General features: G+C 65.4%; 19 protein-coding genes and 1 pseudogene. 10 read left to right on the top strand and 10 right to left on the bottom strand.

Features of this window, described 5'->3' with window-relative positions; translation table 11 throughout:
- A pseudogene (locus E6O51_RS05595) lies at nt 1-123 on the bottom strand (electron transfer flavoprotein subunit beta/FixA family protein); the annotation flags it as partial.
- 165 nt (nt 124-288) lie between these two features.
- On the opposite strand from E6O51_RS05595, the gene E6O51_RS05590 reads away from it, so the two are divergent.
- The 3 genes from E6O51_RS05590 to E6O51_RS05580 all read left to right on the top strand — a co-directional run bounded on the left by E6O51_RS05590 (nt 289) and on the right by E6O51_RS05580 (nt 3,180).
- Nucleotides 289-900 carry a TetR/AcrR family transcriptional regulator gene (locus tag E6O51_RS05590; RefSeq protein ID WP_136383979.1) on the top strand — a complete coding sequence of 204 codons (612 nt, stop codon included), beginning with the start codon at nt 289-291 and terminating at the stop codon, nt 898-900.
- Between the two features lie 75 nt (nt 901-975).
- Nucleotides 976-2,514, top strand: coding sequence for a murein biosynthesis integral membrane protein MurJ (gene murJ, locus E6O51_RS05585; protein WP_136383978.1), 1,539 nt, complete (start codon nt 976-978; stop codon nt 2,512-2,514).
- 36 nt (nt 2,515-2,550) lie between these two features.
- Nucleotides 2,551-3,180 carry a YbhB/YbcL family Raf kinase inhibitor-like protein gene (locus tag E6O51_RS05580; protein ID WP_136383977.1) on the top strand — a complete coding sequence of 210 codons (630 nt, stop codon included), beginning with the start codon at nt 2,551-2,553 and terminating at the stop codon, nt 3,178-3,180.
- Nucleotides 3,181-3,250: 70 nt separating this feature from the next.
- Here the strand turns inward: E6O51_RS05580 and E6O51_RS05575 are convergent, their stop codons facing one another.
- A complete protein-coding gene (locus E6O51_RS05575) occupies nt 3,251-4,663 on the bottom strand; it encodes an aminotransferase-like domain-containing protein (RefSeq protein ID WP_136383976.1) in 1,413 nt (470 codons plus the stop codon).
- Between the two features lie 98 nt (nt 4,664-4,761).
- Here E6O51_RS05575 and E6O51_RS05570 point away from each other — a divergent pair, with 98 nt between their 5' ends.
- From E6O51_RS05570 to E6O51_RS05545, 6 genes are read left to right on the top strand one after another with little or no spacing between them, the layout of a single operon-like run.
- Nucleotides 4,762-5,712 carry a DMT family transporter gene (locus E6O51_RS05570; protein ID WP_136383975.1) on the top strand — a complete coding sequence of 317 codons (951 nt, stop codon included), beginning with the start codon at nt 4,762-4,764 and terminating at the stop codon, nt 5,710-5,712.
- Nucleotides 5,713-5,766: 54 nt separating this feature from the next.
- The gene (locus E6O51_RS05565) at nt 5,767-6,246 is read left to right on the top strand and encodes a Mov34/MPN/PAD-1 family protein (RefSeq protein ID WP_136383974.1); all 480 of its coding nucleotides are present in this window, start codon (nt 5,767-5,769) and stop codon (nt 6,244-6,246) included.
- On the top strand, nt 6,234-7,283 hold the full coding sequence (gene moeB / locus E6O51_RS05560; RefSeq protein ID WP_136383973.1) for a molybdopterin-synthase adenylyltransferase MoeB: 1,050 nt from the start codon (nt 6,234-6,236) through the stop codon (nt 7,281-7,283). The genes E6O51_RS05565 and moeB overlap by 13 nt, the downstream gene beginning before the upstream one ends.
- Nucleotides 7,284-7,315: 32 nt before the next feature.
- Complete coding sequence (locus E6O51_RS05555; protein ID WP_136383972.1) at nt 7,316-8,275, top strand: PLP-dependent cysteine synthase family protein; 960 nt, start codon at nt 7,316-7,318, stop codon at nt 8,273-8,275.
- Nucleotides 8,272-9,306 carry a serine O-acetyltransferase gene (locus E6O51_RS05550; RefSeq protein WP_136383971.1) on the top strand — a complete coding sequence of 345 codons (1,035 nt, stop codon included), beginning with the start codon at nt 8,272-8,274 and terminating at the stop codon, nt 9,304-9,306. The genes E6O51_RS05555 and E6O51_RS05550 overlap by 4 nt, the downstream gene beginning before the upstream one ends.
- A 10-nt stretch (nt 9,307-9,316) precedes the next feature.
- Nucleotides 9,317-10,015, top strand: a complete 699-nt coding sequence (locus E6O51_RS05545) for an alanyl-tRNA editing protein (protein WP_136383970.1) — start codon at nt 9,317-9,319, stop codon at nt 10,013-10,015.
- A 125-nt stretch (nt 10,016-10,140) separates the two neighbouring features.
- Here the strand turns inward: E6O51_RS05545 and E6O51_RS05540 are convergent, their stop codons facing one another.
- From E6O51_RS05540 to E6O51_RS05505, 8 genes are all read right to left on the bottom strand, one after another.
- A complete protein-coding gene (locus E6O51_RS05540) occupies nt 10,141-10,680 on the bottom strand; it encodes a sulfite exporter TauE/SafE family protein (RefSeq protein WP_136383969.1) in 540 nt (179 codons plus the stop codon).
- 26 nt (nt 10,681-10,706) lie between these two features.
- Nucleotides 10,707-11,963 carry a 6-phosphofructokinase gene (locus tag E6O51_RS05535; protein ID WP_136383968.1) on the bottom strand — a complete coding sequence of 419 codons (1,257 nt, stop codon included), beginning with the start codon at nt 11,961-11,963 and terminating at the stop codon, nt 10,707-10,709.
- Nucleotides 11,964-12,061: 98 nt separating this feature from the next.
- A complete protein-coding gene (gene adk / locus E6O51_RS05530; RefSeq protein WP_136383967.1) occupies nt 12,062-12,715 on the bottom strand; it encodes an adenylate kinase in 654 nt (217 codons plus the stop codon).
- 57 nt (nt 12,716-12,772) lie between these two features.
- The gene (gene kdsB / locus E6O51_RS05525) at nt 12,773-13,549 is read right to left on the bottom strand and encodes a 3-deoxy-manno-octulosonate cytidylyltransferase (protein WP_136383966.1); all 777 of its coding nucleotides are present in this window, start codon (nt 13,547-13,549) and stop codon (nt 12,773-12,775) included.
- Nucleotides 13,550-13,580: 31 nt separating this feature from the next.
- Nucleotides 13,581-13,769 carry a Trm112 family protein gene (locus E6O51_RS05520; protein WP_136383965.1) on the bottom strand — a complete coding sequence of 63 codons (189 nt, stop codon included), beginning with the start codon at nt 13,767-13,769 and terminating at the stop codon, nt 13,581-13,583.
- Entirely contained in the window at nt 13,750-14,763 is a 1,014-nt protein-coding gene (lpxK, locus tag E6O51_RS05515; protein ID WP_136383964.1) for a tetraacyldisaccharide 4'-kinase, read from the bottom strand. The genes E6O51_RS05520 and lpxK overlap by 20 nt, the downstream gene beginning before the upstream one ends.
- Nucleotides 14,764-14,796: 33 nt before the next feature.
- Nucleotides 14,797-15,219: an ExbD/TolR family protein gene (locus E6O51_RS05510; protein WP_136383963.1), complete on the bottom strand. Its 423-nt coding sequence runs from the start codon at nt 15,217-15,219 to the stop codon at nt 14,797-14,799.
- Nucleotides 15,220-15,225: 6 nt separating this feature from the next.
- Nucleotides 15,226-15,834, bottom strand: a complete 609-nt coding sequence (locus tag E6O51_RS05505; protein WP_136383962.1) for a MotA/TolQ/ExbB proton channel family protein — start codon at nt 15,832-15,834, stop codon at nt 15,226-15,228.
- 327 nt (nt 15,835-16,161) lie between these two features.
- On the opposite strand from E6O51_RS05505, the gene xseA reads away from it, so the two are divergent.
- The gene (xseA, locus tag E6O51_RS05500) at nt 16,162-17,520 is read left to right on the top strand and encodes an exodeoxyribonuclease VII large subunit (protein ID WP_136383961.1); all 1,359 of its coding nucleotides are present in this window, start codon (nt 16,162-16,164) and stop codon (nt 17,518-17,520) included.
- Nucleotides 17,521-17,651 lie beyond the last annotated feature (131 nt).

Below are 17,651 nucleotides of genomic sequence, written 5' to 3'. Positions count from 1 at the left end.
GATCTCGTCGAAGGGATTCATGCTCATCTTGACGTTGGCAATGTCCACGCCCGTGCCGTCGCCCTTGACCCGCACCTTGACGTTGTAATCGACCACGCGCTTGACTGGAACCAGTATCTTCAAAGCCTCGCTCCTCTTGTGAATGGGGTTGGTCTTGTTCGAGCGGGCATTATGTCATCGCGCAAAAGCGTTTGACACCCGCACCGCCCGCCGGGACAATCGGTCCATACGCCCCGGTATGGTGGCGTACGGTAGCGTATGGTCCCGGATTCGTCAATACTATCCCGTATGGAAACCGCCCCCGTGAAACAACGTATCCAGCTCGACCGCGATGCCTGGGTGCAGGCCGCCATCGAGGTGCTCGCCGAGGAAGGCGTGGCCGGCCTGCGCGTGGAAGTGCTCGCCAAGCGCCTCAAGGTCACCAAGGGCAGCTTCTACTGGCACTTCCAGGACCGCCGCGACCTGCTGCTCGCCGTGCTCCACTACTGGAAGGATGGACGCATCCGCGACATCGTCAAGCAGACTCGCGCACAGCCGGGGCGGGAGCTGGAGCAGATCTACCACGTCATCGACATCTACAGCACCACCCGCAGCCGTCGCGGCATGATGATCGAACTCGCCGTGCGCGACTGGGCACGGCGCGACCCGGAAGCCGCAGCCATCGTTGCCGAGGTGGACGACACCCGCCTGCGCTGCGCGCGCAACCTCTTCCTCGCCTGTGGCGTGCCCATGGAAGAAGCGTCCAGCCGCTGCATGCTGCTCTACGCCTATGTGTTCGGCCTGTCGCTGATGGTCTACGACAGGTTCGACAGCGACCCCGCCCGCCTCAAGCGCGACATCGCCGACCTCATCGCCCGCTCCGCGGCGATGAAGACGGAAACGCCCGCAACGGCGAGCTGACCCGCCCCGGCGGCCCCCCCACCCGGCTATCATCACGCCTTCGCCGCCCCCGCGGCCGGACCCGCCACCCCCACGATGAACCTGCTCCGGGCACTCGCCACCGTCAGCGGCATGACCCTCCTGTCGCGCATCCTCGGCTTCGTGCGCGACCTCGTCATCGCCCGCGCCTTCGGTGCCGGCATGATGACCGACGCCTTCTTCGTCGCCTTCCGCCTGCCCAACCTGCTGCGCCGCATGTTCGCCGAAGGCGCCTTTTCCCAGGCCTTCGTGCCCATCCTGGCCGAATACAGGAACCGCCTGGGCGAAGACGCCACGCGCACACTGGTGAACCGCACCGCCACCCTGCTCGCCCTGGCGGTGGCCGCGGTAGCCGTCCTCGGCATCGTCGCCGCACCTTTGATCATCTACATCTCCGCGCCGGGTTTCTCGGCCGATGCGGACAAGTTCGCCCTCACCGTCGAACTCACCCGCATCACCTTCCCCTACATCCTGTTCATGGCACTGGTGGCGATGGCCGGCGGCATCCTCAACACCTGGAGCCGCTTCGCCATCCCCGCCTTCACCCCGGTGCTGCTCAACCTGAGCTTCATCGGCATGGCGCTCTTCGCCGCACCGTACTTCGATCCGCCGGTACTGGCGCTGGCCTGGGCGGTCTTCCTCGGCGGCGTGCTGCAACTGGCGCTGCAGGTGCGCCCGCTCCACCGCATCGGCATGCTGCCGCGCTTCGACCTGAACCTCTCCGACCCCGGCGTGCGCCGCATCCTCAAGCTCATGGCGCCGGCCCTGCTGGGCGTGTCGGTGAGCCAAATCTCGCTGCTGATCAACACCATCTTCGCCTCTTTCCTGCAAAGCGGCAGCGTCTCCTGGCTGTACTACGCCGACCGCCTGATGGAATTCCCGGCGGGCCTGCTGGGTGTGGCGCTGGGCACCATCCTGCTGCCCAGCCTCGCCAGGCTGCACGCGGACGAACGGCGTGAGGAATTTTCCGGGCTCCTCGACTGGGGCCTGCGCCTGACCCTGCTGCTCACCCTGCCCGCCGCGCTGGCGCTGATGCTGCTCGCGGTGCCGCTGGTTGCCACCCTGTTCAACTACGGCGCCTTCGGCGCGGCCGACGTCATGGCCACGCGCCAGGCCCTGGTGGCCTACAGCGTCGGACTCTCCGGGATGATCCTGGTCAAGGTGCTCGCCCCCGCCTTCTATGCCCGGCAGGACATCAAGACCCCGGTCAAGATCGCGCTGCTCACGCTGGCCGCCACCCAGGCCATGAACCTCGCCTTCATCGTGCCGCTCAAGCACGCCGGCCTCGCGCTGGCCATCGGGTTGGCCTCCTGCCTCAACGCCGCCCTGCTCTACCGCGGCCTGCGCCGCCGCGGCGTGTACAGTCCGCAGCCCGGCTGGGGCGCCTTCTTCACCAAGCTGCTGGTGGCGCTGGCGGCCATGGGCGCCGTACTGTGGTTCGCCGCCGGACCGGACGCCCTGTGGGTGCAGGAACACGGCATCGCCCGCGCCCTGCGCCTCGCGGTCGTGGTCGTTGCCGGCGCGGCGGCCTACTTCGCTGCCCTGTTCGCCCTGGGTTTCCGCCTGCGCGACTTCCGCCGCCGCGGCGCGGGCTAGAATGGTATTTCCATACCCATTCAAGGAGACCCGCCGATGAAACTCACCAGCCAGAGCTTTGCCGACGGCGCCCGCATCCCGGGCGAATTCGCCTTCTGCATCCCGGCCGCCGAAGGCCACGTTGCCCTGAGCGCCAACCGCAACCCGCAACTGGCATGGTCCGACGTGCCCGAGGGCACCCGGTCCTTCGTGCTGATCTGCCACGACCCCGACGTGCCCAGCCGCGGCGACGACGTCAATCAGGAAGGCCGCAGCGTCCCCGCCAGCCTGCCGCGGGTCGATTTCTTCCACTGGGTACTGGTCGACCTCCCGGCCACCCTGCGCGCCATTCCCGCCGGCAGCTTCTCGCAGGAAGTCACCCCCGGCGGCAAGCCCGGCCCCGCCGCCGCCCACGGTGCCCGCCAGGGCATCAACGAATACACCGCCTGGTTCGCCGGCGACGACTCCATGCGCGGCGACTACCACGGCTACGACGGCCCCTGCCCGCCGTGGAACGACGAACTGCTGCACCATTACGTGTTCACGCTGTACGCCCTGGACGTGCCGCGCACACCCGTGGAAGGCCGGTTCGGCGGCGCCGACGTGCGCAAGGCCATCGAGGGGCATGTGCTGGCGTCGGCGTCGGTAACGGGGGTTTATTCGCTGAATCCGGCGGTTTCGGGGTGATGTAGCAGTGACCCCGACAAAGCAACGCCCGGTCGATCCGGGCGTTGCTCCTGAAACGACTGTGGCCTGCTTAATCGATCGCGCGATAAGGCCCTTCCTGGATTGTCTCAACCAGTTGTCCAATCCCCTGGATTAGCCCTTCATCATCCGCCCCGCTGATGCTCGCACGTATGCACTGCGGCACACCGATACGTCCTACTGCGAAGGCTTCAGCGGCCTTCACTAGGACACCGCGTTCCTCAAGCTGGCTCACCAGTTCGCTGGCACGCCACGGCTCGGGTAAGGCGATCCAGTAATGGTAGGAATCTTCGTCCGTGCGCACCTCCAGGCTTGCGAGGATTGCGGCGACCAGCGCCTTGCGCCTGCGAATTTCCGTGCGCTGGTGTTCGCATAGTGCGGCTGCGGTTCCGTCGAGGATCCAGCCCGACCCGACTTCTGCCGCCAACGGCGTCGCCATCCAGCAAGAGGTCCGTACGGCACTGGCGATCCTTCCGATGAGACTGCGCGGTGCTGCGACGAACCCCACGCGCAGACCGGCCGACACGGCCTTGGAGAGGCTGCTGATGGTGATCGTATGAGTCGGCGCGAACTGTGTGAGGCTCGGTGGGTGGCGCTCCACCAGTACCCCGTGCGCATCGTCCTCGATGATCCGGAGGTTGTGACGCAGGCAAATGTCCGCGATCGCCTGCCTGCGCTGCGAATCCATCGTTCCCGTCGTCGGATTGTGGATCGTCGGTGTGCAGTACAGGGCATGTACCCGCTGCTGGGAACACGCCTCCTCCAGCGCTTCGGGTAGCAATCCCTGCGCGTCGATCGCCAGCCCGCTCAAACGCATTCCAAGTGCCCGCGCTGCGGCCACGAGTCCCGGGTAGGTCAGGTGCTCGGAAACGATCAGATCGTCCTTGCGCAGCGTTGCCATCATGGCGCACAGCAGCGCGTGCTGCGCACCGTTGGTGACGATGACCTGATCCACGGCCACCTCGCGGCCGCTCAGGCCAAGCCATTGCGCCCCGGCCTCGCGGTGCCGCGAAAGACCGGAGTCGGGAAGGTATTCGCCGAGTTGCGCCAACCTTCGCCGGTCCCCGCCCAGGCGCGCCAGCGCCTCGCCAAGCAGGGCGGACTCCTCGCCGGGAATGTGCGTGTTCCGCGACAGATCGATGACCCCGGGCCTGCCGCCTGGTGCGTTCTCGAATTCGCCTTCGTTCGCTCGTTCGCCCGGGCTCAGCACGTAGGTGCCGTCTCCGACCCGGGAGGTCACCAGGCCCTGTCGCTCGATCTCGGTGTAGGCCCTGTTGATCGTGCCCACCGTGACCGACAGTTCATCGGCGAGGATTCGCAGCGGAGGAAGCTTCGAGCCTGCGTCGATGCGCCCGTTGAGGATGCCTTGGGCAAGCGCCTCCGCGATCACACGATAGCGCGGCCGCCCGTCACCCACGGCCTCCGTGGCAATTGTTACCGCATCAATATATTTGTTGACCCTCATTGTTCCAGAATATAGTTTTCAGTAAATATGAATTAGAACATTTAACCCAGATTGTTTGGGTGCATTTTCCTCGAACCCACTACGACAACAGGAAGGCCATGGCCTCGATCACCCAAGTGGAACCCGTAAATGCAAGACCCGCAGAGACGTCCCTCGTTGACAGAATCGTCGTAGCCATCCTCTTTTCGATTGTTTGCCTCACCTGGGGAACAACCTGGCTCGGCATCAAGCTGGCCGTGCAAACCGTCCCTCCTATCCTGGCCTCCGGTCTGCGGTTTCTGGTGGCGTTTCCCCTTCTTTTGCTGATCGCACGCGCCCTGCGGGCATCGTTGCTCTTTCCTCGGGGACAGGGTGGTCTGTTCGCGCTGATCGTGGTCTGCTACTTCGCCCTCCCCTACCTGCTCATCAATGCCGGCGAACAGCACGTGACCTCGGGGCTGGCTGCCTTGCTGTTCAGCACCATGCCGGTGTTCACGTTGATTTTCTCGGCCCTGATCCTGCGAGAACAGATTTGGGGCACTCAGATCGTCGGGATCGTCGTGGGCTTCTTTTCGCTGGTAATGATCTTGCACGAGCAGGGTGTCGGACTCGCCTATCGGAGCATCTTCGGAGCTGCAGCCATCCTGCTGGCGGCCGTGTTCCATGCCTTCTGCTACGTCGTCACAAAAAAGCGGGGTACGGAAATCGGGATCGTGACGTTCAACACATTGCCCATTGGCATTGCCGGGGTGGCTCTCACGGTAGTCGGCATCCTCGTCGAGCGGCCGGACGTTTCCCAGTTTTCCGCGACATCGGCCGGCGCCCTCGTCTATTTGGGAACCATCGCCTCGGTGGGCGGCTTCCTGGCTTACTTTTACCTGCTCAAGCGGCTGAGCCCCTTAGTGCTGTCCTTCGTTTTTCTAATTTTTCCGGTTATCGCCGTAGTTCTGTCCGCTTGGCTGGAGCAGCGCGGCACCTCGCTGGCGTTTGCCGGTTACTGTGCCCTTCTGCTTTCCGCGTTCGGATTGACGAAACTGCACCTTGGACTTCTTTCCCTGAAGCGGGCGTGACCCGGGCCTCACCTTGCGACATACCATTTTTCCACCAAAGCCGCCACCAATACCATGTCTCTGCCGCTAACGACCAACGTATTGTCGAAAATATTCACGCACGCCGAGACGGAATATCCGGAGGAGTGCTGCGGGATCATTTTCAGCGACGGCAAGGTCCGTACCGCCAAGAATATTCAAAATGAACTGCACCGCACCAATCCGGAACGTTATCCCCGGGACGCAAGGCGCGGTTACACCATGTCCGTGGATGACATTCTATTTCTCGAGAACAGCTTTTCCACACGAGCCCCGGCCGTCGTGATTTATCACTCGCACCCCGATGTCGGCGCTTATTTCAGTGATGAGGACAAGAAAAAGGCGCTCTTCAGCGGTGTGCCGATCTACCCCGTATCCTACCTGGTGATTGACGTTCGCCAGGGCAAGGCAATCGAGGCGGTGCTGTTTTCGTACGTGGGCGATGAATTTCGGCAATGCCAAAGGCTCACGGTTGGACCTGGTGATCAGAAAACGGAGGCCAAATGCCAAAACTGACGATTCCCGAGATCCTGATGCGCGTCGCAACACTGGATTCTCGTACCTATTCAGTCGACGGAGAAACCGTTACAGCGAGTCTCCAAGCACTTTGCCAGCGGCACCCCCAGTTGGAGCAGCACTTTTTCTACGACAGCGGACAACTGAAAGAACACTTCATGCTGGTGGTCGGGGGAGCACTTGCTGCTCCGGACACATCGCTGTCCGAGGCAAGCGAACTCGAGATACTGCTTGCGGCCTCCGGTGGATCCGGCCCCCCCGAACTCCCGCATCTGAGTGAGCATGAGCGTGCAAGATACGCACGGCACATCATGCTGCCGCAGGTCGGAGAAAACGGGCAGAGGAAGCTCAAGGCCGCGAAAGTGCTGATCGTCGGAACGGGTGGATTGGGTTCGCCGGTTTCCATGTATCTCGCTGCGGCCGGCGTGGGAACGATCGGTCTGATCGATTTCGATGTCGTCGATCAAAGCAACCTGCAGCGCCAGATCGTCCACAGTGTCACCACTGTTGGAGCCCCGAAGGTCCTATCCGCAAAACAACGCCTTCAAGACATCAACGATCAGCCTCACCTGGTCACATACGATGCGAAGCTGAACGAGCAGAATGCGCACGACATCGTTCCGAAATACGATGTGATTGTCGACGGCTGCGACAACTACGAGACCCGCTACCTGATCAATCGGGTCGCACAGGAATATGGGGTGCCTTATGTATACGGGGCGATTTTCCAGTTCGATGGGCAGGTCAGCGTATTCCTGCCCGGACGGGGGCCGTGCTACCAATGCCTTCATCCCGAGGAACCCCCGCCCGCTATCGCACCGAATGCGAACAACAAGGGAGTGTTCGGTGTATTGCCGGGTGTTGTCGGCCTTCTCGAGGCAACCGAAGCGTTAAAACTCATCCTGGGGATCGGAAATCTGCTCGCGGGACGGTTGCTTATTTACGACGCCCTGAGCATGCGCTTCCGCGAGCTAGCGTTCCAGAAGCGTCCCGCCTGCCGCGCTTGTGGGACGGCCACAGCGGAATTGTGCCACTGAACTGCCGTTCTCCTGCGGAGGTTTGTGCCGCGATGGGTCATTCGAGCGGGATTCACAACACCATTCTTGATGCCATCGGGCAGACGCCCATCGTCAAGTTGCATCGCCTCTCCGGCGATCTCGGATACGAGGTCTATGCAAAACTCGAGAATCTGAATCCGGGCGGAAGCCATAAGGTACGCATTGCTCAGGCAATGATCCAGGACGCCGAGAAACGCGGGGTGCTTCACCGCGGCAGCGGGCAAGTCATTCTCGAGCCCAGCGGAGGGAATACCGGGATCGGCTTGGCCATGGTCGGTGCGCTTTATGGTTACCGGGTGATACTGGTCATTCCGGACAACTACAGCCCGGAGAAACAGGCGATCCTGCGGCTGTATGGAGCAGAGACCATTCCGTCGGACAGCAGGCTGGGCAACAATTCCCATGGCGAAAAGGCGATGGAGATTCTGCTTGAAAATCCGCACTACGTCATGCTCAACCAGCAGCGCAACCCGGCCAACCCGGCGATTCACCGGGCCACTACCGCGCAAGAGATTCTGCGTGATTTTGGCGATACGGAAATCGATGTCTTTGTGGCCGGCATCGGCACGGGCGGGCACATCACCGGCGTAGGTGAGGAATTGAAAAAAGCCTGGCCTACCCTCGAGGTGGTCGGCGTTCAACCGGAGGGGTGCGACCTGTTCGGCAATCGGCATGTGCCACACGACATTCAGGGTCTATCGGTCGGGTTGATTCCCCAAGTGCTGAACACCGGGATCATCGACCGGATGGAAAGTGTTTCCCTGGGCGACTGCCTAAGCATGATCCGCAGAATCATGCGAACCGAGGGGATCAGCCTGGGAATATCTTCTGCCGCGAATCTGGTCGCGATCGAGCAAGGCGCCGGAAACCATATCGACCGTGGCGCGCGGGTACTGACAATGATCTATGACGGCGCGGAGTCGTACCTTCAATACTTTGGCGCCACCGACAAAGAGGGAGCCGCACGATGAATTCGTTCCCCTCCCCATATCTGAACATGCTGCGCGAACGGCTTATGGTCAAGCTCTGGCGCCTCTATCTCGATGCGGTCAGCGCGACGGACGGGGAGTCCCTGATGGGCTCCTCGGTGCGACCGGAGGCGATCCTCCACAGCGTCGCTGATGAACTCGAAGAAGATCTTCTGCACTTTGCTTCGGTGGACCCCGCGGCGCATGGCGACGCGCGCATCATCTTGGATAGCTATTCTTCTTTCGTTTGCGTCCTGCATTATCGGCTTGCCCATGCCTTGCTCAGCTTTCCCGATCGCACCGATCTGCGGCAACGGGCCGCCCGCTGGCTGGCGGATCAGGGCAAGGTGATTTCGGGTGCCGACATTCACCCGGCCGCAAGGATCGGCCGCCGAGTCGTTTTGGACCACGCGGTCGGGACTGTGGTTGGTGAGACTGCCGAGGTCGGAGACGATTGCTATATGCTGGGCGGCGTCATTCTAGGAGCCAGAGGCATCTCGGCCAACTCGATTGGCAAAAGGCATCCGACGATCGGCGACAATGTTCAGATTGGCGGATTTGCCAGAATCCTGGGACCTGTCACGGTCGGTGACCACGTGTTCATCGCCCCTCACAGCGTGATTACCCTAGACGTCCCGAGCAATACCCAGGTCAACGTCATGAGCCAGTTGCAGATCGGCAGGCCGAACGGCACAAAGGCGGAGGCGCAGATGCGCATCGTCGGCGCGGGAGTCATCGGAAAGAAAATCATGGTTCTCGGGAATGGCTTCGGGGCGCCGAGCGTCGAAATGCTCGACGAACACTTCCTGCCTTGCCAATCGGTGATCGTTGAAACGGCACTCGAAGCGCCGCATGTGCTCGGTATCGAGGTCATTGGCGTCGTGCCAGGGCCTGCTCCGCAATGCCTTCCGCATCACGTGAAAATCTCAGACCACGGAGAAGAAATCATCGTTATGGCGCCGCAAGGATTGGCTGCGCTGGTCGAAAGGAAACGGATAGCCCTATTTGCGTTTCATCATGTCGAATGCGAATAAGGAGTACTTGATGCAATACGAGACAGATGCGTATGCCCGGCGGATTGTCGCAAAGGCGGTCGCGAACCCGGAGGGCATGGTCGTCCTGGATGACACTGTGTTCTATCCCGTCGGCGGCGGTCAACCGGGAGACACCGGTGTGCTAGAACTGGCCGACGGGCGTCGCATCCGCATCGTCGACTCCCGGCGTGCCCCCTGGGATCCACGGATGATCCTGCACGTACCTGAGGCTCCGGTGGACATCGAGATGGGCGCCGATGTCATCGCGGAGATCGACTGGCAGCGACGCCACCTGCACATGCGTATGCATACCTGCTTGCACCTGCTGTGCGCGGTAGTCGACGCGCCGGTGACCGGTTGCTCCATCGGCACCGACAGGGGGCGATTGGATTTCGATCTGCCCGAGCCCACCATTGACCGCGACGGGGTGACCGAGCGGCTCACTCAGTTGATCGGACGGTGCATCCCCGTGACCACGCGAACGGTGATTGCCGAGGAGCTGCACAGCGTGCCGGAGTTGGTCCGCAGCCGTTCGGTGGTGCCTCCTATGTACGACGGCCAAGTGCGGGTCGTCGACATCGTCGGGGTGGACCTCCAAGCCTGCGGCGGAACCCATGTCGCCCACACCGGAGAGATCGGTGTAGTGCGCTGTGCGAAGATTGAGAAGAAGAGCCGGCACAACCGGCGGGTAGTGATCGAGTTCAATTAGTTTCATGAAAACCCCGCAGCATCCTACCGGCGCGCAGGGCCTGTACGGCGACCCCGGCGGCATGCGGGTTGGCGGTAACAGCCATGGTACGGTCGCCGTCATGCCTTGCGGCACCCCCACCAGTGCTAGCGGAGATTGGAGATGACGAGCACGATGCCCGAGGCCAGCAGCAGCCACAGGACAAGGTAACGGCGGAACTGGCGATCGTTGACCCGGCCGTACAGGCGGATGCCGCCGTAAGCGCCGAGCAGGGTGGCGGGAAGGCAGACGAGGGCGTCGGCCGCCTTTCCGCCCCAGGCCACGGTGGGCATGCGCCGCAATCCCAGGGTGATGCTCCCATAGCCCACCAGCAGGAGGCCGAGCAGGATCTTCAGGGCCCCCGGATCCACGGCCCGCAGGGCGGCGACCCCCAGGGGCATGCCCGCCAGCCCGCCCAGCAGGAAGGGCCAGGTGCGCGGCCAGTTGAGGGTGCGGCGCACCCGGGCGGTGCGCAGGGACTGGAGCTGCCCGGCGACGGAGCAGATCACCACCAGGGCGGCGGCCACCACCGGTTCGACGGCATGGAGCCAGAAGCCGAGGGCGGTCAGGCCGGTGCCGAAGCCCGCGAGGCCGGTGACGAAGCCGCCCGCGAGGGCGCCCAGCACGATGATCGCGGTCGGCTCCATGGTCTGCCGAGGGGGCCGGGCGCGGGCTAGGGCTGGGGGGGCAGCCGGCGGGGGACGGCGGGCAGCCCCGGCGCCGGGTAGTCCGGCAGGCCGCCCCGCCAGGGGCGGACCACCTCCCCTTCCACCAGGGGGCGCAGGTAGCGCAGCGCGGCGCCGGTGACGTGCAGGCCGTCCTCTCGAATGAAGTGCGGCGGTACGAGGCGTTCCAGGTTGGCGATGGCGCGCACGTCCACCGGCTCGACCGTCCAGCGGTAGGGTTCGTCCGATTCGCGCACGATGGCCGGCATGACGGCGTCGCGGCCGGCGACGGCGTATTCGACTGCAGCGGCGCCGACGGCCCGCGCGTGAGCCAGGTCCGTGGCCGACACGAGGTGGCCCGCGGCGCGCTGCAGGTAGTCGGGGATGGCCCAATGGTGCTTGTAGCCCAGGCGGGCGTGGATCAGCCGGGCGACACACTGGCCGGCGCCGCCCAGTTGCACGTGGCCCTTGGCGTCGTGGTCCTGCTCCATGACCAGGCTGCCGTCGGCGCGGCGGATGCCTTCGGAGACGGTGACGGTGCAGTAGCCCAGGCGTTCGACGACCTGTTGCACGCGGGCGAGGAAGGCCTCGTCGTCGAAAGGCACTTCCGGCAGCAGGATGATGTGCGGCGGGGCGTCTTCCTGCCCGCGCGCGGCAAGCGCGGTGGCGGCGGCCAGCCAGCCGGCGTTGCGCCCCATGACTTCCAGGACGAACACCCTGCCCTTGCGCGTGGACATGGATGCGAGATCCATCCCCGCCTCCAGCATGCCAGTGGCGGCGTACTTGGCCGCGGAACCGAAGCCGGGCGAGCAGTCGCTGCCTTCGATGTCGTTGTCCACCGTCTTGGGCACGCCGATGGCGACCAGCGGGTAGCCCCGGTCGCGGGCCGCGGCGGAAATCTTGGCAACGGTGTCCATGGAACCGTTGCCGCCGTTGTAGAGGAAATAGCCGATGTCGTGAGCGGCGAGCACGGCGAACAGGCGCTCGTACTGGGCGGGGTTGTCGGCCGGCGGGTCGAGATCGAAGCGGCACGAGCCGAAGGCGCCGCCGGGCGTGAGCGCGAGCGCCTGCAGGGCCGCATCGTCCAGCGCGGCGGTGTCCACGAGGTCTTCGGCCAATGCGCCGAGGATGCCGTGGCGTGCGCCGTAGATGGCGCCGATGGCCTGCGGATGGCGGCGGGCGGTTTCGATCGCCGCGGCGGCGGTGGCGTTGATGACTGCGGTGACGCCACCGGATTGTGCGTAGAGCAGGTTGCGCCGGGTCATGCGGGCTCGTCGGGTAATGAGTGGAACAGGGCTCAAAAACGCACGGCCGGTACGGGCGAGCCGCCCGTCACCGGCCGTGGAATGTTGCGCCGGGCGCGTTACTTCAGCGCATCGAAGGCGCGGGCGGTGATTTCATCCACCGCACCCAGGCCGGAAATCTTGCGTACCTTGGGCGCCTTGGCGTCACCGGAGGCGGCCCAGTCGCCGTAGTACTTGACCAGCGGCTTGGTCTGGGCATGGTAGACCTCCAGGCGCTTCCTGACGGTTTCTTCCTTGTCGTCGTCGCGCTGCACCAGGTCTTCGCCGGTCACGTCATCCTTGCCGGCGACCTTGGGCGGCGCGTACTTGACGTGGTAGGTACGGCCCGACGGCAGGTGGGCGCGGCGGCCGCTCATGCGCTCGATGATCTCGCTGTCGGGCACGTCGATTTCCAGCACGAAGTCGAGCGGCACGCCGGCGTCCTTCATCGCGTCGGCCTGCGGGATGGTGCGCGGGAAGCCGTCGAACATGTAGCCGGATTTACAGTCGTCCTGCTGCAGGCGGTCCTTGACCAGGCCGATGATGATGTCGTCGGAGACGAGGCCGCCGGCGTCCATCACCTTCTTGGCTGCGATGCCCAGCGGGGTGCCGGCCTTCACCGCGGCGCGCAGCATGTCGCCGGTGGAAATCTGCGGAATGCCGAATTTCTCCTTGATGAAGTTGGCCTGGGTTCCCTTGCCCGCGCCCGGCGGTCCCAACAGAATGAGTCGCATACACCCTCCCGGTGATGTCGGCCGTGTGTTCCGGCCGGTTTATGAAGAGACGGAAACTTACTCGACTGGCCCGGCCCGGTCAAACGCGCGGCGCACCCGTTCCAGGTCTTCCACGGTATCCACGCCGGCCGGCGGCGCTTCGGCCATCTGCAGCACCTGGATGCGGTAGCCGTGCCACATGGCGCGCAGTTGTTCCAGCGCCTCCCACTGCTCCAGCGGCGAGGCGGCAAGCCCCGCGTAGCGGCGCAGGAAAGCCGCGCGGTAGGCGTAGAGGCCCACGTGGCGCAGCACTGGCAGCCCTTCGGGCAGGCGGCCGCGGTCGGCAGCGAAGGCATCGCGCGCCCACGGGATCGGCGCGCGCGAGAAGTACATGGCCTGGCCAGCGGCGTTGCACACCACCTTGACCACGTTGGGATTGAAGGCTTCGGCCGCGTCACGGATGGGATGCGCGGCGGTGGCGATGGCGGCGTCCAGGTCGGCCCCCAGCGCCCCGGCCACCGCACCGATCAGTGCGGGGTCTATCAGCGGCTCGTCGCCCTGCACGTTGACCACGATGTCCTCGTCCGCCCAGCCCAGCCGTTCGACCACTTCGGCCAGACGGTCGGTACCGCTGGGGTGGTCGGCGCGAGTCATCAGCACCTTGTGGCCGGCGGCCTCGACGGCATCGAACACGCCCTGATGGTCGGTGGCCACCCACACTTCCTGCGCACCGGCCTGCCGAGCGCGTTCGACCACGCGCAGCACCATGGGCTTGCCGGCAACGTCGGCGAGCGGCTTGCCCGGCAGACGGGTGGAACTGAAGCGGGCGGGGATGACGACGCGGAATTCGGACATGGCTGAGCCGTGGGGGAAGACGGGAGCCCGCTCAGCGCAGCGCGTCCACTTCCTCGGCGGAAAGCTGCAGCGCCTCGTCTTCCAGCATCACCGGGATGCCGTCGCGAATGGGGAAGGCCAGGCGGTCGGCCTTGCAGACCAGATCCTGCTTGTCCTTGCGGTAGTCGAGCGGCCCCTTGCAAAGCGGGCAGACGAGGATGTCAAGCAGTCTGGCGTCCATGCGACAGTGTCTCCAGGATACGTTCGGCCGCGCCCGGTGGGATGTCGGCGACCACCGGCAGTTCCCAGCAGTCCGCGGGCGCGAAAGCGGCGCATTTTACCGCATCCTTGCTGGTCATGACCCGCGCACTGCCTTCCTCTGCGGCCAGATCCTCCGGCCGGTAGCGGTGGTGGTCAGGGAAGGCGTGGCCGACGACGGCCAGACCCAGCGCCCGCAGGTGGGCGAAGAAGCGTTCCGGGCGGCCGATGCCGGCGTAAGCGTGCACCGTGCGACCGTGGAAATGTTCGGCGCCAACCTCGCGGCCGGAGCCATCCAGGGCGCGGAAGACCTGTCCGCTGAGCTGCATCGGGAACACGGCCCGGCCGGGGAGCCGCTCCTGCAGCGCGGGCGAGAGTTCGCCGTGGGCGAGCACCAGGTCCACTTCCCGCAACCGGCCCAAGCCCTCGCGCAACGGCCCCGCGGGCAGGCGCCAGCGGTTGCCCAGCGTGGCCTCGTCTACCACCGCGAGTTCCACGTCGCGCGCCAGGCGGTAGTGCTGCAGGCCGTCGTCGCAGACGATGAGGTCGCATTCCGGGTGCTCGGCGAGCAGCGCGTGGGCCGCGGCCGGGCGGTCGGCGCCGACCGCCACCGGGCAACCGGTGAGGCGGGCAAGCAGTACCGGCTCGTCGCCATACACGGCGGGATCGCCGTCCGGCGGCACCAGGGCCGTGCCTTCGATCCGCCCGCCGTAGCCGCGGCTGACGATCCCCGGCCGGCGGCCGGCCGTGCGCAGGCGCTCTACCAGCCAGTGCGCCACCGGCGTCTTGCCGCTGCCGCCCACGGCAATGTTGCCGACCACGATCACCGGCACCGGCAGGCGCTCGACGCGCAGCACGCCGAGGCGATAGAGGCCGCGGCGCAGCGCGGCGAGGACGATGAAAACCAGCGAAAGCGGCAGCAGCAGCCGGGCCAGAGGGCCGCGCTGCGCCCAGAACGCGGGCGCCCTGCCTGTCATGTCAGCGTCTCCCAGCGCGACCGGCGCCGGTCATCACTCGCCCTGCGACTGGATGGCGAAGGTGATGTGGGCGAGGCCCGTGCGCTGGGCCGCCTGCATGACGTCGATGACGCGCTGGTGCGCGGTCTTGGCGTCCGCGTTGACGATCACCACCGGCTCCTTGCCCTGGGGGGTGGCCTTGCCCAGCGCGGCGGCGATGGCTTCCACCTCATGGCTGCCCACCGGCAGACCGTTCACCAGCACGTCGCCCGCGGCGGTGATGGCGACGACGATCTCGTTGGGCTGGGTTTCGGCCTGCTCCGGCGCTTCGGCGGTGGGCAGGTTGATCTCCAGGCCGGAAATCTTGGAGAAGGTGGTGGTGAGCATCAGGAAGATGATGATCACCAGCACCACGTCGATCAGCGGAATCAGGTTGATGTCCGGTTCGAGGTGGTGGGTGTTGCGGCGGAAATCCATCGCCGGTCAGCCCCTGCGTTCGCCGTGTACCACTTCCACCATCGCGATCGCCTTCTGTTCCATGTCGATCACGAAGCTGTCCACCAGCGCGCGGAAGTGGCGCCAGAAGATGGTGGCCGGAATGGCGATGATCAGGCCCAGGCCGGTGGTGTAGAGCGCGATGGCAATGCCCTGCGCGAGTTGCTGCGGATTGGCGCCGGCCACGCCCTGGGAGGCGAAGATGTCGATCATGCCCACGATGGTGCCGAACAGGCCCAGCAGCGGGCTGATGGTGGCAACCGTGCCCAGGGTGGTGAGGAAGCGTTCCAGGTCGTGCAGCACCGCGCGTCCGGCGTCCTCGATGGACTCCTTCATCACCTCGCGCGAGCTGTTCACGTTGCGCAGCCCGGCGGCCAGCACCCGGCCCAGCGGCGAATGGTTGGCGACGCGCGCGATCATCTCGGTGGAAGCGCCGTGCTTGCGCAGGTCCGCCAGGACCTTGCCGAGCAGGTCGGGTGGCACCACGCGCGAGCGGCGCAGCGTGATCGAGCGTTCGATGATCAGCGCCACGGCAATGATGGATGCCAGCAACAACGGCCAGATCGGCCAACCCACTGCCTGGATGATCGCGATCACGCCCCGAGACTCCCCGTTTGGAAAGGCGGAACTGTATCGCCCGGACCCCCGCAGAGCAAGCCGCAGTCATGCTGCAACCGCAAAATCCTGTTGCAACAAGGGCTTCCGCAACTCGTCCACAAAATCTGTGGATAACTTTGTGGATGACTCGTCCAAAGGCGCCCAAAGCGGCGCCGTTGTGGGCTTCGATTTGCTCCGATTAAAAATTAGGCAGACAAAAATTTTCGTTAAAACAATAACTTAAGAATTCACTTATTGCGCTCTTAGTTTCCCGCAAAAGTGCTTGACAAGAATCGGCGCCTGTGGAAATCCGTTACAATCCGCACCATGTCCGAACCAGAATTCGTGCCGGGAGCACCCACCGGCCAGGCGGTGCCCGTCTCCACGCTCAACCGGCTGGTGCGCGAGACCCTGGAGCGCAGCTTTCCGCTGCTGTGGGTGGGGGGCGAGGTCTCCAACCTGACCCGGGCCCCGTCCGGCCACCTCTACTTCACCCTCAAGGACGCCCAGGCCCAGGTGCGCTGCACCATGTGGCGCAACCGCGCCCAGTTGCTGCCCTTCCGCCTGGAAAATGGCATGAAGGTCGAAGCGCGTGCGCTGGTTACGCTGTACGAAATGCGCGGCGACTTCCAGCTCAACGTGGAGAACCTGCGCCGCGCGGGCCTGGGCAACCTGTTCGAGGCCTTCACCCGCCTGAAGGAGCGCCTGGAGGCCGAAGGTCTGTTCGATCCGGCCGCCAAGCGTCCCCTGCCCCGCTTCCCACGCGCGGTGGGTGTCGTCACCTCGCCGGCGGCCGCCGCGCTGCGGGACGTACTGGCCGCGCTGGCGCGGCGCGCGCCGCATCTGCCGGTGGTGATCTACCCTGCGCCGGTCCAGGGCCTCGATGCCGGCCCCGCGCTGGCCGCCATGCTCGCCACCGCCGGCGCCCGCGCGGCCGAGGACGGCGTGGACGTGCTGCTGCTGGTGCGTGGCGGCGGCAGCATGGAAGACCTGTGGGCCTTCAACGACGAGACCTTGGCGCGCGCCATCCGCACCTGCCCGGTGCCGGTGGTGAGCGGCGTCGGCCACGAGACCGATTTCACCATCGCCGACTTCGCCGCCGACCTGCGCGCCACCACGCCGACCATGGCCGCCGAACTGGCAAGCGCGGGCTTCCATGCCGCGCAGGCGGAACTGGCCACGCTGGCGCACCACCTGCAGCACGGCCTGCGGCGCCGTGTCGAGCAGGCTGCCCAGCGCCTGGACCGGGCCGCACTGCAGCTCGTGCATCCGCGCGAGCGCCTGCACCGCGCCACGCGCGAAATCGACGGCCTGCGCGAGAAGCTGCGCGGCGCGGCCCGCCAGCAGATTGCCCGCGACCGGCAGCGTCTCGCGCAATTGGCACTGCGCCTGCGGGCGCACCGGCCCGAGCTGCAGGCCCGGCAAGGCCGGATCGACCGCCTCGGCACGGATCTGGCGCGCAGCCTGGCCCACCTCCTCGACGGGCGGCGGCAGCGCCTGGGCGCGCTCGCCAGCCATCTGCAGCATCTCGACCCGCGCGCCGTGCTCGCGCGCGGCTACGCCATCGTGCGCGACGGGCAAGGCCAGGTCGTGCGCCGCAGCAAGGCCGTGGCGCCCGGCGACGCGCTCGCCATCGAGCTGGGCGAGGGGCGGATAGCCGCCGAAGTGCGCACCACCATCGACTGAAACGTCGCCTGCGGCCTGTTTTGCAGCGCAACAGATGCGCTTAACATCAGTAGTGATTTGCGCCCCGCACGCAGACCCGACTAGACTTACCGGGCTCAAAACACCAACACCGGGGATCCCACCCCTTCCGA

This window comes from Pseudothauera rhizosphaerae, from assembly GCF_004801305.1.
In the GTDB taxonomy this organism is placed as follows: Bacteria; Pseudomonadota; Gammaproteobacteria; order Burkholderiales; family Rhodocyclaceae; genus Pseudothauera; species Pseudothauera rhizosphaerae.
This window is presented reverse-complemented; position numbering and strand designations above follow the sequence as displayed.

Bases quoted from the DNA above. Each gene is read 5' to 3' on its own strand.
- E6O51_RS05540 (WP_136383969.1), bottom strand. From the start codon at position 10,680: ATGGAGCCGACCGCGATCATCGTGCTGGGCGCCCTCGCGGGCGGCTTC.
- xseA (WP_136383961.1), top strand. From the start codon at position 16,162: ATGTCCGAACCAGAATTCGTGCCGGGAGCACCCACCGGCCAGGCGGTG.
- E6O51_RS05520 (WP_136383965.1), bottom strand. From the start codon at position 13,769: ATGGACGCCAGACTGCTTGACATCCTCGTCTGCCCGCTTTGCAAGGGG.
- adk (WP_136383967.1), bottom strand. From the start codon at position 12,715: ATGCGACTCATTCTGTTGGGACCGCCGGGCGCGGGCAAGGGAACCCAG.
- E6O51_RS05570 (WP_136383975.1), top strand. From the start codon at position 4,762: ATGGCCTCGATCACCCAAGTGGAACCCGTAAATGCAAGACCCGCAGAG.
- E6O51_RS05535 (WP_136383968.1), bottom strand. From the start codon at position 11,963: ATGACCCGGCGCAACCTGCTCTACGCACAATCCGGTGGCGTCACCGCA.
- E6O51_RS05550 (WP_136383971.1), top strand. From the start codon at position 8,272: ATGAATTCGTTCCCCTCCCCATATCTGAACATGCTGCGCGAACGGCTT.
- kdsB (WP_136383966.1), bottom strand. From the start codon at position 13,549: ATGTCCGAATTCCGCGTCGTCATCCCCGCCCGCTTCAGTTCCACCCGT.
- moeB (WP_136383973.1), top strand. From the start codon at position 6,234: ATGCCAAAACTGACGATTCCCGAGATCCTGATGCGCGTCGCAACACTG.
- murJ (WP_136383978.1), top strand. From the start codon at position 976: ATGAACCTGCTCCGGGCACTCGCCACCGTCAGCGGCATGACCCTCCTG.
- E6O51_RS05565 (WP_136383974.1), top strand. From the start codon at position 5,767: ATGTCTCTGCCGCTAACGACCAACGTATTGTCGAAAATATTCACGCAC.
- E6O51_RS05590 (WP_136383979.1), top strand. From the start codon at position 289: ATGGAAACCGCCCCCGTGAAACAACGTATCCAGCTCGACCGCGATGCC.
- E6O51_RS05545 (WP_136383970.1), top strand. From the start codon at position 9,317: ATGCAATACGAGACAGATGCGTATGCCCGGCGGATTGTCGCAAAGGCG.
- lpxK (WP_136383964.1), bottom strand. From the start codon at position 14,763: ATGACAGGCAGGGCGCCCGCGTTCTGGGCGCAGCGCGGCCCTCTGGCC.
- E6O51_RS05580 (WP_136383977.1), top strand. From the start codon at position 2,551: ATGAAACTCACCAGCCAGAGCTTTGCCGACGGCGCCCGCATCCCGGGC.
- E6O51_RS05575 (WP_136383976.1), bottom strand. From the start codon at position 4,663: ATGAGGGTCAACAAATATATTGATGCGGTAACAATTGCCACGGAGGCC.
- E6O51_RS05510 (WP_136383963.1), bottom strand. From the start codon at position 15,219: ATGGATTTCCGCCGCAACACCCACCACCTCGAACCGGACATCAACCTG.
- E6O51_RS05555 (WP_136383972.1), top strand. From the start codon at position 7,316: ATGGGTCATTCGAGCGGGATTCACAACACCATTCTTGATGCCATCGGG.